Annotated in this window: 13 protein-coding genes; 11 read left to right on the top strand and 2 right to left on the bottom strand. The window is 62.0% G+C overall.

Going from position 1 to position 14,009, the window contains the following annotated elements; all coding sequences use genetic code 11:
* Positions 1–46: 46 nt before the first annotated feature.
* The 7 genes from NANH_RS0108125 to ptsP all read left to right on the top strand — a co-directional run bounded on the left by NANH_RS0108125 (position 47) and on the right by ptsP (position 6,552).
* The gene (locus NANH_RS0108125) at positions 47–544 is read left to right on the top strand and encodes a GNAT family N-acetyltransferase (protein WP_027261579.1); all 498 of its coding nucleotides are present in this window, start codon (positions 47–49) and stop codon (positions 542–544) included.
* A 48-nt stretch (positions 545–592) separates the two neighbouring features.
* Positions 593–1,351 (top strand): EcsC family protein, encoded by a 759-nt coding sequence (locus NANH_RS0108120; RefSeq protein ID WP_027261578.1) that lies wholly within the window; start codon positions 593–595, stop codon positions 1,349–1,351.
* A 122-nt stretch (positions 1,352–1,473) separates the two neighbouring features.
* A complete protein-coding gene (locus tag NANH_RS0108115) occupies positions 1,474–1,938 on the top strand; it encodes an NUDIX hydrolase (protein ID WP_027261577.1) in 465 nt (154 codons plus the stop codon).
* A 70-nt stretch (positions 1,939–2,008) separates the two neighbouring features.
* Positions 2,009–2,440, top strand: coding sequence for a DUF1178 family protein (locus NANH_RS0108110; protein WP_027261576.1), 432 nt, complete (start codon positions 2,009–2,011; stop codon positions 2,438–2,440).
* Positions 2,441–2,650: 210 nt separating this feature from the next.
* Complete coding sequence (locus NANH_RS0108105; RefSeq protein WP_051372293.1) at positions 2,651–2,881, top strand: cysteine rich repeat-containing protein; 231 nt, start codon at positions 2,651–2,653, stop codon at positions 2,879–2,881.
* Positions 2,882–3,023: 142 nt separating this feature from the next.
* Complete coding sequence (locus NANH_RS0108100; protein ID WP_027261574.1) at positions 3,024–4,262, top strand: aspartate kinase; 1,239 nt, start codon at positions 3,024–3,026, stop codon at positions 4,260–4,262.
* 46 nt (positions 4,263–4,308) lie between these two features.
* A complete protein-coding gene (gene ptsP, locus NANH_RS0108095) occupies positions 4,309–6,552 on the top strand; it encodes a phosphoenolpyruvate--protein phosphotransferase (RefSeq protein WP_027261573.1) in 2,244 nt (747 codons plus the stop codon).
* 64 nt (positions 6,553–6,616) lie between these two features.
* On the opposite strand, the gene NANH_RS0108090 is transcribed toward ptsP, so the two are convergent.
* The gene (locus NANH_RS0108090) at positions 6,617–7,306 is read right to left on the bottom strand and encodes a GntR family transcriptional regulator (RefSeq protein ID WP_027261572.1); all 690 of its coding nucleotides are present in this window, start codon (positions 7,304–7,306) and stop codon (positions 6,617–6,619) included.
* Complete coding sequence (locus NANH_RS0108085) at positions 7,306–8,661, bottom strand: formimidoylglutamate deiminase (protein WP_027261571.1); 1,356 nt, start codon at positions 8,659–8,661, stop codon at positions 7,306–7,308. Before NANH_RS0108085 ends, NANH_RS0108090 begins: the two co-directional genes overlap by 1 nt.
* 73 nt (positions 8,662–8,734) lie before the next feature.
* On the opposite strand from NANH_RS0108085, the gene hutI reads away from it, so the two are divergent.
* The 4 genes from hutI to hutU are packed head-to-tail and all read left to right on the top strand — an operon-like array spanning position 8,735 to position 13,924.
* Entirely contained in the window at positions 8,735–9,931 is a 1,197-nt protein-coding gene (gene hutI, locus NANH_RS0108080) for an imidazolonepropionase (protein ID WP_027261570.1), read from the top strand.
* Positions 9,928–11,466, top strand: a complete 1,539-nt coding sequence (hutH, locus tag NANH_RS0108075) for a histidine ammonia-lyase (protein WP_027261569.1) — start codon at positions 9,928–9,930, stop codon at positions 11,464–11,466. The genes hutI and hutH overlap by 4 nt, the downstream gene beginning before the upstream one ends.
* Positions 11,463–12,263 carry an N-formylglutamate deformylase gene (hutG, locus tag NANH_RS0108070; protein ID WP_027261568.1) on the top strand — a complete coding sequence of 267 codons (801 nt, stop codon included), beginning with the start codon at positions 11,463–11,465 and terminating at the stop codon, positions 12,261–12,263. Before hutH ends, hutG begins: the two co-directional genes overlap by 4 nt.
* Positions 12,260–13,924: a urocanate hydratase gene (gene hutU / locus NANH_RS0108065; RefSeq protein ID WP_027261567.1), complete on the top strand. Its 1,665-nt coding sequence runs from the start codon at positions 12,260–12,262 to the stop codon at positions 13,922–13,924. The genes hutG and hutU overlap by 4 nt, the downstream gene beginning before the upstream one ends.
* Positions 13,925–14,009: the final 85 nt, after the last annotated feature.

Here is a 14,009-nt window from a genome sequence, read left to right as displayed (position 1 = left end):
CGTGCTAGGGCGAATTCCACCACATACCGCTGGATGGACCTGCCACGTGCTAGAACTGAAACCCGAAAAACCGGACGATTGGTGGGAGGTCGAAGCGCTGTTTGACCTGTGTTTCGCTCCGGGGCGAGAGGCGCTGTCATCGTACCGGCTGCGTGAGGGGATCGCGCCGGTGCCGGGTCTGTCGCTGGTGGCACGCGACGAGTCGGGCATTCTGGCGGGGGCAATCCGGTTCTGGCCGGTTCGGGTGGGCGGTGCCGCGACACTGTTGTTGGGGCCGGTCGCCGTACACCCGACGCACCAGGGCGAAGGGCTGGGCGGCGTTCTGATCCGGGACGCTCTGGATGCAGCGCGCGCGGAAGGGTGGCAGCGGGTCATGCTGGTGGGCGATGCACCCTATTATGTCCGCTTTGGTTTCACACCGCTGAATGACATCCAGATGCCGCCACCGACCAACCCCGACCGGGTGCTGGGACAGGCACTGAACGATGGGGCCTGGGATGGCGTCACAGGTGAGGTGACCCGGTGGTGGCAGGACGAGCATTGAAAAGCCGGAGCTGAATGCCGATCTAGGGCGTATCCTGGGAGGGGTCGAATGGACGATATCGTGATCGTGCAACCAGTGGATACAGATGCCGAGCTGGACAGGCTGGCCAGGCAGTACCGCGCCGCCGGTGGTGTCGGAGTGCAGTTGCTGAATGCGTTGGGCGGCAAGGCCGAAGGGTTGATCGACCGCCTGCCAGTGGCTGTACGAACCCGATTGACCGATGCCACGGAACAGGCGCTGGCGCTTGCGATGCGGGCCGCGCAGACTTCGCGCACGGCGGTTCCGGATCAAAAAGAGTGGGTGAACACGGCGGTGACGACGGCGATGGGTGCAGCTGGCGGGTTTGGCGGCGCTCCAACGGCGCTGGTCGAGTTGCCAGTGACCACCGCAATGCTGTTGCGCTCGATTCAAGGCGTGGCTGCGGAACACGGGTTTGACCCGGCGGCGGAGAATGTACAGTTCGACTGTATTCGCGTCTTTGCAGCCGCCGGACCTCTGGCGCAGGATGACGGCGCGGACCTGGGCTTTGTGTCCTTGCGGCTGACCCTGACCGGCGGCGCGATGCAAAAGCTGATTGCGACCGTTGCCCCCCGATTTGCCGCGGTTCTTGGACAGAAACTGGCGGCGCAAACCGTACCGGTCCTGGGGGCCGTCGCCGGTGCCACCGCGAACTATGTCTTTACCAGTTACTATCAGCAGATCGCCCATGTGCATTTTGGACTGCGGCGACTGGCTACCGACGGAAATCTGTCTGAAGCCGAGGTGCTGGCCAGGTTCACCGCCCATACAAAATCTCTGGCTTCCTGAGGTTCTATGGTCTGACGGACGGTTGAACCACAAAATATGGGGCGGTCTCCAAGTTTTTTGATGGAATTCTGCGAATCGCACGGTAAACTTGGCCAAGGGGTAATCAGGTTCGGGCGTATGTAATGTTCATCAAGCAATTGCCGATTTCGATACGCGGATCGCACAAGAGCGATGTTCGCAGCCAGTTTTCGGCGTTGTGTTATCGTATCGTGCGCAACAAGCCACAAATCCTGTTGATAACATCGCGTAAGACTGGGCGCTGGATTGTTCCCAAGGGCTGGCCGGTGGATGGTCTGACGCCCGCTCAAAGTGCATTGCGGGAAGCTTGGGAAGAGGCGGGGGTCATCGGCAAACAGCATGATCGCTGCCTTGGGTTGTATTCCTATAAGAAAAGCAGTTGTTCCTTGGGCGGGGTGCCATGCGTGGCGATGGTGTTCCCGGTTCTGGTAAAATCTCTGTCCCGCGACTTTCCCGAGAAAAATCAGCGACGACGCAAGTGGTGCGCCCCCAAAAAAGCGGCTGCAAAGGTTTGCGAGCCTGAGCTTGCCCGGATTTTGCGCGATTTCGACCCCAGAATACTACATTAACTCAAACGGCTACCTTGAACTTGGCAGGGCCGCAGATATCTGTTCTTATGCCCATCCAAAGGGACGACAGATGATCCAGTATGCGTTGAAATGTGTTGACGGCCACGGCTTTGAGAGTTGGTTTCAGTCTGCGGATGCCTTTGATAAACTGTCGGCGGCGGGAATGGTGTCCTGTGCCGTGTGTGGCAGGACGGAGGTGGAAAAAGCGATCATGACCCCTCGGGTCGGCGCGTCCCGCGATTCGCAGATCAAGGAACCCGGGCCGCTGAGTCACCCCGCAAGCCCCGCGGAACAAGCGCTGGCTGAGCTGCGCCGCAAGATCGAGACCGAATCCGATTATGTTGGGGTCAATTTCGCGGCAGAAGCGCGCGCAATGCACGAGGGCGATGCGCCCACCCGATCGATCTATGGCGAAGCCCGGCTGGATGAGGCCCGCAAGTTGCTGAAAGATGGCGTTCCGGTGGCCCCGTTGCCCTTCATGCCGAACCGCAAGACCAACTAGCATCAGCACCAGCGTCGCCAAACCGCAGGACACCGTGTTCGCGCGGTGTTGGTCGACTGGGTCGCTGCCCAGAGTTCTGTTTTCTTGCCCGAGAGGTCTTTCGGCCCTAGGGTGAAACCGGTGCGCCTGGCAAAGCCTGTTTCAGGCACGGCCAGTCAGGCAGAACCGCGCATTGTCTGTGCGTTGGCGTCTGAATCCAGGGAGAGAGATATGAAGAGAATTCTGAGTGTCGTGTTCGCGGGGCTTGTTGCGGCATCAGCCCATGGTGCAACCCAGGAAGCCGAGATCAAGGCGGTGGAAACCTATTGCAAGGCAGACGTCGAGCGCCTTTGCAAAGGCGTCAAATTTGGTGGCGGCGCGTTGAAAAGCTGCCTGAAGACAAACGAAAAGGAACTTTCGGTTGGCTGTGCCGAGGCGTTGAAGTCTCTGAAAGAAGGCTAGCATCGCCGCGACCGCTGCTGCTGTCGGCGATCGTGGTCGTCGAATTCGCGCGCGGATGCGTGACCTGTCCACTTGCCCTCGGGACCCCCCTCGCATATGAGGCGGGCAAACGATAGCCCAGGCGCGTGGAAAGGCCCGGAACATGCCCGTTCTCGTGATGAAATTCGGCGGCACATCAGTTGCCAATCCCGACCGCATTCGCCGTGCGGCCAAACGCGTTGGCGTCGAGGTGGCCAACGGGTACGACGTGATCGTCATTGTGTCTGCAATGTCAGGCAAGACCAACGAACTGGTCGGTTGGGTCAATGAAACATCACCTATGTTCGATGCCCGCGAGTATGACGCGGTGGTGTCTTCGGGCGAAAATGTAACCGCCGGGTTGATGGCGCTGACCTTGCAGGAAATGGAAGTGCCTGCGCGCAGCTGGCAGGGCTGGCAGGTGCCGGTCAAGACCACCGACGCCCATGCCAGCGCCCGGATCGAGGAAATTCCGACCGATAACATCATGGCCAAATTTGGCGAGGGCATGCGCGTGGCTGTCGTTGCTGGGTTCCAGGGGATCGGGCCGGATGGTCGGATCACCACATTGGGACGCGGCGGGTCCGACACCACTGCGGTGGCCTTTGCCGCCGCATTTGATGCGGATCGCTGCGATATCTACACTGACGTGGATGGGGTCTATACCACTGACCCACGGATCACCGATAAGGCGCGCAAGCTGGACCGGATCGCATTTGAGGAAATGCTGGAACTGGCGAGCCTTGGCGCCAAGGTGCTGCAGACTCGTTCGGTCGAGTTGGCGATGCGTTACAAGGTCAAACTGCGCGTGCTGAGCAGTTTCGAGGAACAGTCCGACAGCGCAGGAACGCTGGTATGCGACGAGGAGGATATTATGGAATCCAATGTAGTGGCTGGCGTGGCCCATTCCCGCGACGAAGCCAAGATGACCCTGCTGTCGGTTGCCGACCGTCCGGGCATCGCGGCAACGATTTTCACCGCCCTCTCGGATGCCGGGGTGAACGTTGACATGATCGTGCAGAACATCAGCGAGGAAGGCCGCACCGACATGACCTTTTCCTGTCCCATCGATCAGGTGGCGCGGGCCGAAAAGGCGATGGATGATGCCAAGGGAAAAGGCATCCTGAACTTTGGAGAACTGGTCGCGGACAAGGACGTCGCCAAAGTTTCGGTCGTTGGGATCGGCATGCGCAGCCACACCGGCGTGGCCGCCAAGATGTTTCAGGTCCTCTCGGCCGAGGGGATCAATATCAAGGTGATTACAACTTCTGAAATAAAGATTTCGGTGCTGATCGACCGGAAATACATGGAACTTGCAGTGCAGGCCCTGCATGATGCGTTTGAACTGGACAAGGTTGCCTGAGCGCATTCCGCTGAGGGGCCTGGCCGAAGGGAACTGAAGCGGGCTTATGTCGGAACGTACAGAATCGGAAAGCCGCAAACTGCTTGGACGTTTGCGTGATGCCATGGCCAGCGATTTGGCGGGGCAGGCGCGTCTGGATAAGATCACCCATCTGATCGCCGACAGCATGTTGACCGAGGTCTGCTCGGTTTACCTGTTCCGCGACTCCGAAACGCTGGAACTTTGTGCGACAGAAGGGCTGGATCCAGCCGCCGTTCATCAGACCCGCATGCGCATGGGCGAGGGCCTGGTGGGGCGGGTGGCCCGGACAGGAAAAGCGGTCAATACGCCCAACGCGCCTGCGGAAAAGGGTTTTCGCTACATGCCCGAGACCGGGGAAGAACGGTTTTCATCCTTCCTCGGCATCCCGATTCAGCGGCTGGGCGAAAAGCTGGGTGTACTGGTGGTTCAGTCGCGCGATGCGCGCTCTTATACAGCAGACGAGCTCTACGCACTGGAAGTGGTCGCCATGGTTATCGCCGAGATGACCGAACTGGGCGCATTTGTCGGTGAGGGGGCCGCCTTGTCGGCGCGGCATCAGCAGCCGGTGCTGTTTCGCGGGACCACCGCTCAGGAGGGCGCTGCCGAGGGGCATGTCTGGTTGCACGAACCGCGCGTGGTGGTCTCGAATCCGATTGCCGATGATCCGCACCGCGAACTGGAACGGCTGCACGAGGCGATCGAGGAATTGCGCGTTGGCGTGGATCGGATGCTGGAAATGTCGCGTCATGGCGACAAGGAACAGTTGCAGGTTCTCGAGGCTTACCGGATGTTTGCCAATTCCAAGGGCTGGTTGCGGCGGATGGAGGAGGACATCAGCCGCGGGCTGAGTGCTGAAGCGGCAGTGGAAAAAGAACAGTCCCAGGCACGGGCTCGGCTGGCGCAGGTCAACGATTCCTATCTGCGCGAGCGGTTGAGCGATCTTGACGACCTGTCCAACCGGCTGTTGCGCATTCTGACCGGCCAAGGCAGCGAGACCGGAGCCGAAATGCCAGCAGACCCAATCCTTGTCGCGCGCAACATCGGCCCGGCGGAATTGTTGGAATACGGCCGCGGTCTGCGCGGGATCGTGCTGGAAGAGGGATCGGTTGGCAGCCATGCGGCCATCGTCGCCCGGGCCTTGGCGATTCCACTGGTTGTGCATGCGGGCGGGGTCATTACCGAGGCCCTGAACGGTGACCACATCATGGTCGACGGTGACCAGGCGACCGTCCATCTGCGCCCCGACGATACCATCGTTACCGCGTTTCGTGACAAGATCGCGATGCAGGCGCAGGCACAGGAACGGTATGCCTCGATCCGTGACAAGCCGGCCAAGACGCTGTGTGGCGCAACCATCGGTCTGACGATGAATGCCGGGCTGATGGCGGATCTGCCGTCGCTCGAAGGCTCGGGGGCCGAGGGTGTCGGGCTGTTTCGCACCGAGTTGCAGTTTCTGATCCGCAATCAGATGCCAAAGCGTACCGAGCTGGCCGAGTTATATGCGCGGGTGCTGGATTCGGCGCATGGCAAGCGCGTGGTTTTTCGCACCCTGGACATCGGGTCGGACAAGGTTTTGCCTTACATGAAACCCAATGACGAGCCGAACCCGGCCCTGGGCTGGCGGGCTATTCGGGTGGGGTTGGACAAGCCGGGTGTGATGCGGATGCAGTTGCAGGCCTTGATCCGTGCGGCGAACGGTCGGCCGCTGACGATAATGTTCCCGTTTATTGCCCAGGCAGAAGAATACTATGCGGCCCGGGCGGAGGTGGACAAGACCATCGCGCGCGAACAGCGTTTGGGTCACAGCCTGCCAGAAACGCTGGAAGTCGGTGCAATGCTGGAAACTCCTTCGTTGGCCTTTGCCACAGAGCGGTTCTTTCAGGATGTCGAATTCCTGTCCATCGGCGGCAACGATCTGAAACAGTTCTTCTTTGCCGCCGATCGCGAAAACGAGCGGGTGCGCCGACGCTATGACACGCTGAACGTCAGTTTTCTGAGCCTGATCGAAAAGATTGTCGAGCGGTGCGAGCGCACCGAAACGCCGCTGTCTTTCTGCGGTGAAGATGCCGGTCGCCCCATCGAGGCACTGTGTCTGGCCGCCATCGGCATCCGGACGTTGTCGATGCGCCCGGCCTCGATTGGCCCGGTCAAAAGCCTGCTGCGCCGTTGCAACCTTATGGATGTGCGCAGGGTCATTGCGGATGCGCGCCATCGCGGTGACCAATCCGTTCGTCCGGCGGTTATGGAACTGCTCCGCAATCAGGGGTGAAACGCGCGTGCCTTGATGCTCCCCCGATCAGAGCCTTGTCCCCGCAAAGTCCGCGGTCCGCTAGCTAGATGCTCAGGTGCAGCCGAAATCCGGGCGCATAGGCCAATCGGACATGGGTCACCGGGGTCGTGGGTCCAAAGGTGCGGCGCTCCAGCATCATGACCGGTGTGCCTGCTGGGCATTCCAGATGCGTCGACATTTCAGCGTCTGCGGCCACCGCGCTGTAGTCGAACGTGCCATGATCAAACGGTGCATTCAGCACCAGCCATTCATTCGGGCTGATTTCCTCAAGGTTTGCATCGGCAAAGCCCGGGACCGCAGCCAGGTAGACCCACCGATGTTCCAGGGCATAGGTGCGCCCATCGGCCAGATGGAGGGTGCGCACCTCTTGTGCGGGTACGTCCTGTGGCACCCCGAGAGAGGCGCACACCTGTGGTGGCATCGGTCCTGTCCGCCGGGTCAGAAGCCCATGGGAATAGGTCTGACCGCGCGCTTCGATTTCGTGCCGGATGATAGGTATCGCAAGCTGTGCCTGACGTAACGGGGCCACCGCCACCCTTGTGCCAGCGCGGCGTCGGCGTTCCAGCCACCCGGCCTGGGCCAGTGCGCGCAGCGCGCGGTTGACCGTGGCCCGCGCGCATCCAAGTTCCCGGGCCAGATCGGCCTCGTTGGGGATTTGCGCGCCGGGGGGCCATTCGCGGCTGTGGATCCGGCGCAGTGCCTCATCCTGCACGTTTTGCCAGGACGTTGACATCAGATCGCCGAAGCCAGGCGACGCATGGTGCGGCGATAATCGGCCAGGATCGCGTCGCGGCGGATGTGTCGGCCATCCTTCACGACATGCCGGCCGGCGGCCCAGACATCGCACACCAGCTTGTCGCCAGCGGTAAAGATCCAGGTGTCCAGAACCGTGTCGTCGCTGCGGCCCACCAAATCGACGGCATTGCCGTCCAGGGCCAGCAGGTCGGCGCGGTACCCCGGGGCGATTTGCCCGCTCTTTCGTCCGGTGGCCTGCGCCCCTCCGGCCAAGGCGGCGTCATACAGGCGTCGTGCTGTCGATCCCCCCGTTTCCGCCAGAACGGCCCGTGCGTGGTCACGCAGCCGCTGAGTATATTCCAGCTGACGCAGTTCTTCGCTCAGTGAAATGCGGATGTTGCTGTCTGACCCGATGGCCAGGTTTCCCTTGGCCGACAGCCAGCGCGCGCCGTCAAAGATGCCATCCCCCAGCGATGCCTCGGTGATCGGGCACAAACCCGCCACCGCCCCTGTCGCAGCCAGATCGGTGGTCTCGTCCGGCTGCATTTGGGTGCAATGGATCAGGCACCACCGTTTGTCGGGTGGAAGATTGTCCAGTAGCCACCGCACCGGTCGCGCGCCGTAAGCGGCCTGAATTTCATCTACTTCGGGAACCTGTTCGGCAAGATGCATATGCAGCGGGCCGGTAACGGCGGCGCTGATCTGTTCCAGCGCCTGGGGCGTGACGGCACGCAGCGAATGCGGCGCAGACCCCAGAACGGCATCGCGGGGCAGGTGGGCCAGGGCGGATCTGGCACCTTCCAACAGCATCATGAACCGGTCCGGTTCGTTGCCAAAGCGGATTTGCCCCGGCGCGAGTTCACGGCCATCGACCCCGCCCTGCTGATACAGCACAGGCAGCAGGGTCAGGCCGATGCCGGTCTGCGCGGCGGCGGCGCAGATCTGCTGGCTCATCTCGGCCAGATCCGCATAGGGTTCGCCACCGGGTTGGTGATGCAGATAGTGAAACTCGCCCACGGCCGCATAACCGGCTTCCAGCATTTCCATCTGCACCAGTGCCGTGATGGCCCCAACGTCTTCGGGCGTCAGGTGGTCCAGAAAGCGGTACATCATCTGTCGCCAGGTCCAGAATGTGTCCTGTGCGCCGGTCCCTCGGCGTTCGGTCAAACCGGCCATGGCGCGCTGAAAGGCGTGTGAATGGACATTGGCCGGAGCGGGCAGCAGGATGTCTACCTGGGTTTCGGCCGCAGCGGCATCCAGCCCCGTGATGACCCCATCCTCTGATATGGAAACGGTAACATCCTGAACCCAGCCAGAAGGCAATAGGGCGGATTTGGCGTGCAGGATCGGCATGACAGACCTCTTGACGACTCAATTATGTGCATACATAAGCGAATTAACACTGAAATAAAAAGGGTCAAAATGAATGGCGCAGCAAGTTTTGACAGGGGCGCGGATTGCGACAATGGCAACGGCTGGCGGCTATGGCCTCGTCGATGCAGGGGTGATCGCGTTGGATGGCGGGACAATTGCGCATGTGGGCGCGGAGTTGCCCGAAGCCTACCGAGGCTGGCCACAGCAGGATCTTGAAGGGCGGTTGGTCACGCCGGGGTTGATCGATTGCCACACCCATCTGGTCTTTGGCGGCAACCGGGCGCAGGAATTCGAAATGCGCCTGAACGGGGCCAGCTATGAAGAGGTGGCACGCGCCGGGGGCGGTATCGTCTCGACCGTCAAGGCGACCCGTGCCGCCAGCCAACAGGACCTGATCGCGGATGCACTGCCACGTCTCGACGCGTTGATTGCCGAAGGGGTGTCGACGATCGAGATCAAGTCCGGTTATGGCCTGGATCGGGACACCGAATTGCGGATGCTGCGCGCCGCGCGGGCGTTGGAGCAACAGCGACCGGTGCGGGTGTCCACCAGTTTCCTGGGGGCCCATGCGGTTCCAGTCGAATATGATGGTCGAGCGGACACTTACCTGGAAGAAATCTGCATTCCCACTCTGCGCGCGGCCCATGCCGAAGGATTGGTGGATGCGGTTGACGGGTTTTGCGAAGGGATCGCGTTTTTGCCGGATCAGATCGCGCGGGTGTTTGATGTCGCCCGGGATCTCGGTTTGCCGCTCAAGCTGCATGCAGAGCAACTGTCAAACCTTGGGGGGGCCAAGATGGCGGCGCACTATGGGGCGCTGTCTGCGGATCACATCGAATATCTCGACGAAGACGGTATTGTCGCAATGGCGGGGGCGGGGACTGTCGGGGTCATCCTGCCCGGTGCGTACTATACCCTGCGCGAAACCCAACAGCCCCCGATTGCGGCCCTGCGCAAGCACGGCGTGCCGATGGCGCTGGCCACCGATTGCAATCCTGGATCGTCGCCGCTGACCTCGTTGTTGTTGACGATGAACATGGCCTGCACCCTGTTTCGCATGACCCCGCAAGAAGCGTTGGCGGGCGTTACCTGCAACGCGGCCCGCGCACTTGGGTTGACCGATTGCGGGCAGGTGGCGGTCGGACAGCGCGCCGATCTCGCGGTCTGGGATGTTCAGCACCCTGCCGAACTGGCCTATCGCATCGGGTTCAACCCGCTTTATACCCGCATTTTCGGAGGTGGATCGTGACCAATTTGACACTGATGCCGGGCGCGGTCAGTCTGGATGATCTGGCGCGGATCTATTGGTCCGATGCTGTCGTTCATCTGGACCCGGCGTGCCGCCCTGCCATTGAGCTGGCACAATCGCGCATCGCCAAGGCGGTCGCGGGCACCGACGCGGTTTATGGGGTGAACACCGGGTTCGGCAAGCTGGCCAGCGTCAAGATCGCCTCCGAGGACACGGCCACCCTGCAACGCAACCTGATCCTGTCGCACTGCTGTGGGGTTGGGCCGGCGATTTCGCGGCGCCACGCACGGCTGGTGATGGCACTGAAGCTGCTGAGTCTGGGGCGCGGCGCGTCGGGCGTGCGGCTTGAAGTGGTCGACCTGCTGCAGGCGATGCTGCAAAAAGGGGTCACTCCGGTCATTCCGGCGCAGGGTTCGGTCGGCGCCTCGGGCGATCTGGCACCGCTGGCGCATATGACCGCCGTGATGATGGGCCAGGGCGAGGCAGAGTTCGACGGGCAGATCATGGCCGGGGACAAAGCACTGGCCGCCGCCGGTCTGACCCCGATTGAATTGGGCCCGAAAGAGGGTCTGGCGCTGATCAACGGCACCCAGTTTTCCACCGCCTTTGCGCTGGCCGGGCTGTTGGATGCCTGGCGGGCGACCCATGCGGCGCTGGTGATTTCGGCCCTGTCGACCGATGCGATCATGGGCTCGACCGCCCCATTGCAGCCGGAAATCCATGAATTGCGTGGCCATCGCGGCCAGATCGACGCGGGCCAGACCATGCGTGCGCTGCTGGACGGGTCGGACATCCGCAATAGCCATGTGGTGGACGACGCCCGGGTTCAGGACCCGTATTGCATTCGGTGTCAGCCCCAGGTGACCGGGGCGGCAATGGATGTTCTGCGCATGGCGGCGCGAACCCTTGAAATCGAAGCCAACGCGGCCACGGACAACCCGCTGGTCCTGATCGGGGCCGACATGATCGTATCGGGCGGCAATTTCCATGCCGAACCGGTCGGCTTTGCCGCCGACATGATTGCGCTGGCCGTCGCCGAGATTGGCGCCATAGCGCAGCGCCGGGTGGCGCTGATTGTCGATCCGGTACTCAGTTTCAACCTGCCGCCGTTTCTGACGCCCGATCCGGGGCTGAACAGCGGCTATATGATCGCCGAAGTCACCACCGCCGCGTTGATGAGCGAAAACAAGCATTTGGCCAATCCCTGCGTGACCGACAGCACGCCGACCTCGGCAAACCAGGAGGATCACGTCAGCATGGCTGCCCACGGTGCGCGCCGTCTGGGTCAGATGATCGAGAACCTCAACCGCATTCTGGGAGTCGAACTGCTGTGCGCCGCACAGGGCATCGATTTCCGCGCGCCGCTGACCACCAGCGAGCGGTTGCAGCGTGTCGTCGTGCGCCTGCGCCAGGAGGTGGCAACGCTGGGCGAGGATCGCTACCTGGCGCCCGATCTGGAGCGCGCGGCGGTTCTGGTGGCCAGCGGCGAGATTGCCCAGATCACAGGTGTGCCGATGCCGGAGTTGGGCGCATGACCCCGGTCGAGGTGTGTCAGGGCGACAGCCCCATCGTTCTGGGTATGCCCCATACCGGAACTCATGTGCCCGCCGAAATTGCCGCCGATCTGAACGGTCGCGGTCAGGGGTTGGATGATACGGACTGGCATATCCACCGCCTGTACGACGGGCTGTTGCCCGGGGCGACAACGGTGCGCGCGACCTTTCACCGCTACGTTGTGGACGCCAATCGTGATCCGTCGGGCGTGTCGTTGTATCCGGGGCAGAACACAACCGGGTTGGTACCGCTCACCGATTTCGACGGTCAGGACATCTGGACCACCGCGCCTGACACCGCCGCAACCGAGGCGCGCAGAAGTGCCTTCCATGCGCCGTATCATTCGGCCTTGCTGGCTGAATTGAAGCGCGTGCGCGATCTGCACGGGGTGGCGATCCTGTATGATTGCCACTCGATCCGATCACGGATTCCGTTCCTGTTCGACGGTACGTTGCCCGATTTCAACATCGGCACCAATCTGGGCGCGACCTGTGACCCGCAGATCGAGCGCGCGGTTCAGCAGATCTGTTCCGACGCCGAGGGGTACAGCAGCACAACCAACGGTCGGTTCAAGGGCGGCTGGACCACGCGCCGGTATGGGCGACCCGAAACGGGCGTCCACGCGATTCAGATGGAACTGGCCCAATCCACCTATCTGACGGACGAGGCAGCGCCCTGGAGCTATGACGCCATCAAGGCCGCACGCCTGCGTCCGCATTTAGGCAATATCTTGAACACCTTGGCTGAACTGGCCCTGACACTTGGAGGAAAATCATGAGCGATCCGCGCAAGAACACCCGCGACGTCTTTCCCGCCACCGGCAGCGAAATCACCGCCAAGAGCTGGCTGACCGAGGCGCCGATGCGGATGCTGATGAACAATCTGCATCCGGACGTGGCAGAAAATCCGCACGAGTTGGTGGTGTATGGCGGCATCGGGCGCGCGGCGCGCACCTGGCAGGACTTCGATACCATCGTCGCCAGCCTCAAGGACCTGAACGAGGATCAGACCCTGTTGGTGCAGTCCGGCAAGCCGGTTGGTGTGTTTCAGACCCACAAGGATGCGCCGCGTGTGCTGATCGCCAACAGCAACCTGGTGCCGCATTGGGCGACCTGGGATCACTTTAACGAACTGGATAAGAAGGGTCTGGCGATGTACGGCCAGATGACCGCCGGATCGTGGATTTACATTGGATCGCAAGGGATTGTGCAGGGCACATATGAAACCTTTGTCGAAGCCGGTCGGCAGCATTACGGCGGCGATCTGACCGGCAAGTGGATCCTGACAGGCGGTCTGGGCGGCATGGGCGGAGCCCAGCCGCTGGCTGCGGTGATGGCCGGGGCGTGCTGTTTGGCGGTCGAGTGTAACCCGGACAGCATCGATTTCCGGTTGCGCACGAAATACGTCGATGAAAAGGCTGAAACTCTGGATGAGGCGCTGGAGATGATCGAGCGCTGGACCAAAGCGGGCGAGGCAAAGTCGGTTGGCTTGCTGGGCAATGCCGCGGATGTGTTTCCCGAACTGGTAAAGCGCGGTGTGCGCCCCGATATTGTCACCGACCAGACCAGTGCCCACGACCCGATCAACGGATATCTGCCGCAGGGCTGGACCATGGCCCAATGGCGCGAGAAACGCGAAAGTGACCCCAAAGCAGTGGAAAAAGCGGCCCGCGCCAGCATGAAAACACATGTCGCCGCAATGGTCGATTTCTGGAATGCTGGCGTGCCGACGCTGGATTATGGCAACAATATCAGACAGGTGGCTCTGGAAGAGGGGCTGGAGAACGCCTTTGCCTTTCCCGGTTTTGTCCCCGCCTATATCCGGCCGTTGTTCTGTCGCGGCGTTGGACCGTTTCGCTGGGCCGCGCTGTCGGGAGACCCCGAGGATATCTATAAGACCGACGCCAAGGTGAAAGAGTTGATCGACGATCCGCATCTGCACAACTGGCTGGACATGGCGCGCGACCGGATCGCGTTTCAGGGTCTGCCGGCGCGGATCTGCTGGGTCGGGCTGGGCGTGCGGGACAAACTTGGGCTGGCGTTCAACGAGATGGTGCGCACGGGCGAATTGTCGGCCCCCATCGTGATCGGGCGCGATCATCTGGATTCGGGATCGGTGGCGTCGCCGAACCGCGAGACCGAGGCGATGAAGGATGGCAGCGACGCGGTGAGCGACTGGCCGCTGCTGAATGCGCTGCTCAATACCGCGTCCGGCGCGACCTGGGTGTCGCTGCATCACGGCGGCGGAGTCGGCATGGGGTTCAGCCAGCATTCGGGCATGGTGATCTGTTGTGACGGGACCGAGGACGCGGACCGGCGCATTGCCCGCGTGCTGTGGAACGACCCGGCGACGGGGGTCATGCGCCACGCCGATGCGGGGTATGAGATCGCCAGGGACTGCGCCCGCGAACAGGGGCTGAACCTGCCCGGTATCCTGTAACCGGGCGGCGTCAACCGGGGTTGCCGAAAGGTTAATGCAGAACGCCGTGGCGGGCCGCTCGGGACGGGGTCCGCAGCGGTTTGGT

The organism is Sedimentitalea nanhaiensis DSM 24252 (assembly GCF_000473225.1).
Classification (GTDB): Bacteria; Pseudomonadota; Alphaproteobacteria; order Rhodobacterales; family Rhodobacteraceae; genus Sedimentitalea; species Sedimentitalea nanhaiensis.
The sequence above is the reverse complement of the archived record's forward strand: the minus strand, read 5'-3'. Positions and strand labels throughout refer to the sequence as shown.

Coding starts and splice junctions, on each gene's coding strand:
- NANH_RS0108085 (WP_027261571.1), bottom strand. CDS start 8,661: ATGCCGATCCTGCACGCCAAATCCGCCCTATTGCCTTCTGGCTGGGTT.
- ptsP (WP_027261573.1), top strand. CDS start 4,309: ATGTCGGAACGTACAGAATCGGAAAGCCGCAAACTGCTTGGACGTTTG.
- hutU (WP_027261567.1), top strand. CDS start 12,260: ATGAGCGATCCGCGCAAGAACACCCGCGACGTCTTTCCCGCCACCGGC.
- NANH_RS0108120 (WP_027261578.1), top strand. CDS start 593: ATGGACGATATCGTGATCGTGCAACCAGTGGATACAGATGCCGAGCTG.
- NANH_RS0108090 (WP_027261572.1), bottom strand. CDS start 7,306: ATGTCAACGTCCTGGCAAAACGTGCAGGATGAGGCACTGCGCCGGATC.
- hutI (WP_027261570.1), top strand. CDS start 8,735: ATGGCGCAGCAAGTTTTGACAGGGGCGCGGATTGCGACAATGGCAACG.
- NANH_RS0108115 (WP_027261577.1), top strand. CDS start 1,474: ATGTTCATCAAGCAATTGCCGATTTCGATACGCGGATCGCACAAGAGC.
- NANH_RS0108110 (WP_027261576.1), top strand. CDS start 2,009: ATGATCCAGTATGCGTTGAAATGTGTTGACGGCCACGGCTTTGAGAGT.
- NANH_RS0108100 (WP_027261574.1), top strand. CDS start 3,024: ATGCCCGTTCTCGTGATGAAATTCGGCGGCACATCAGTTGCCAATCCC.
- hutG (WP_027261568.1), top strand. CDS start 11,463: ATGACCCCGGTCGAGGTGTGTCAGGGCGACAGCCCCATCGTTCTGGGT.
- NANH_RS0108105 (WP_051372293.1), top strand. CDS start 2,651: ATGAAGAGAATTCTGAGTGTCGTGTTCGCGGGGCTTGTTGCGGCATCA.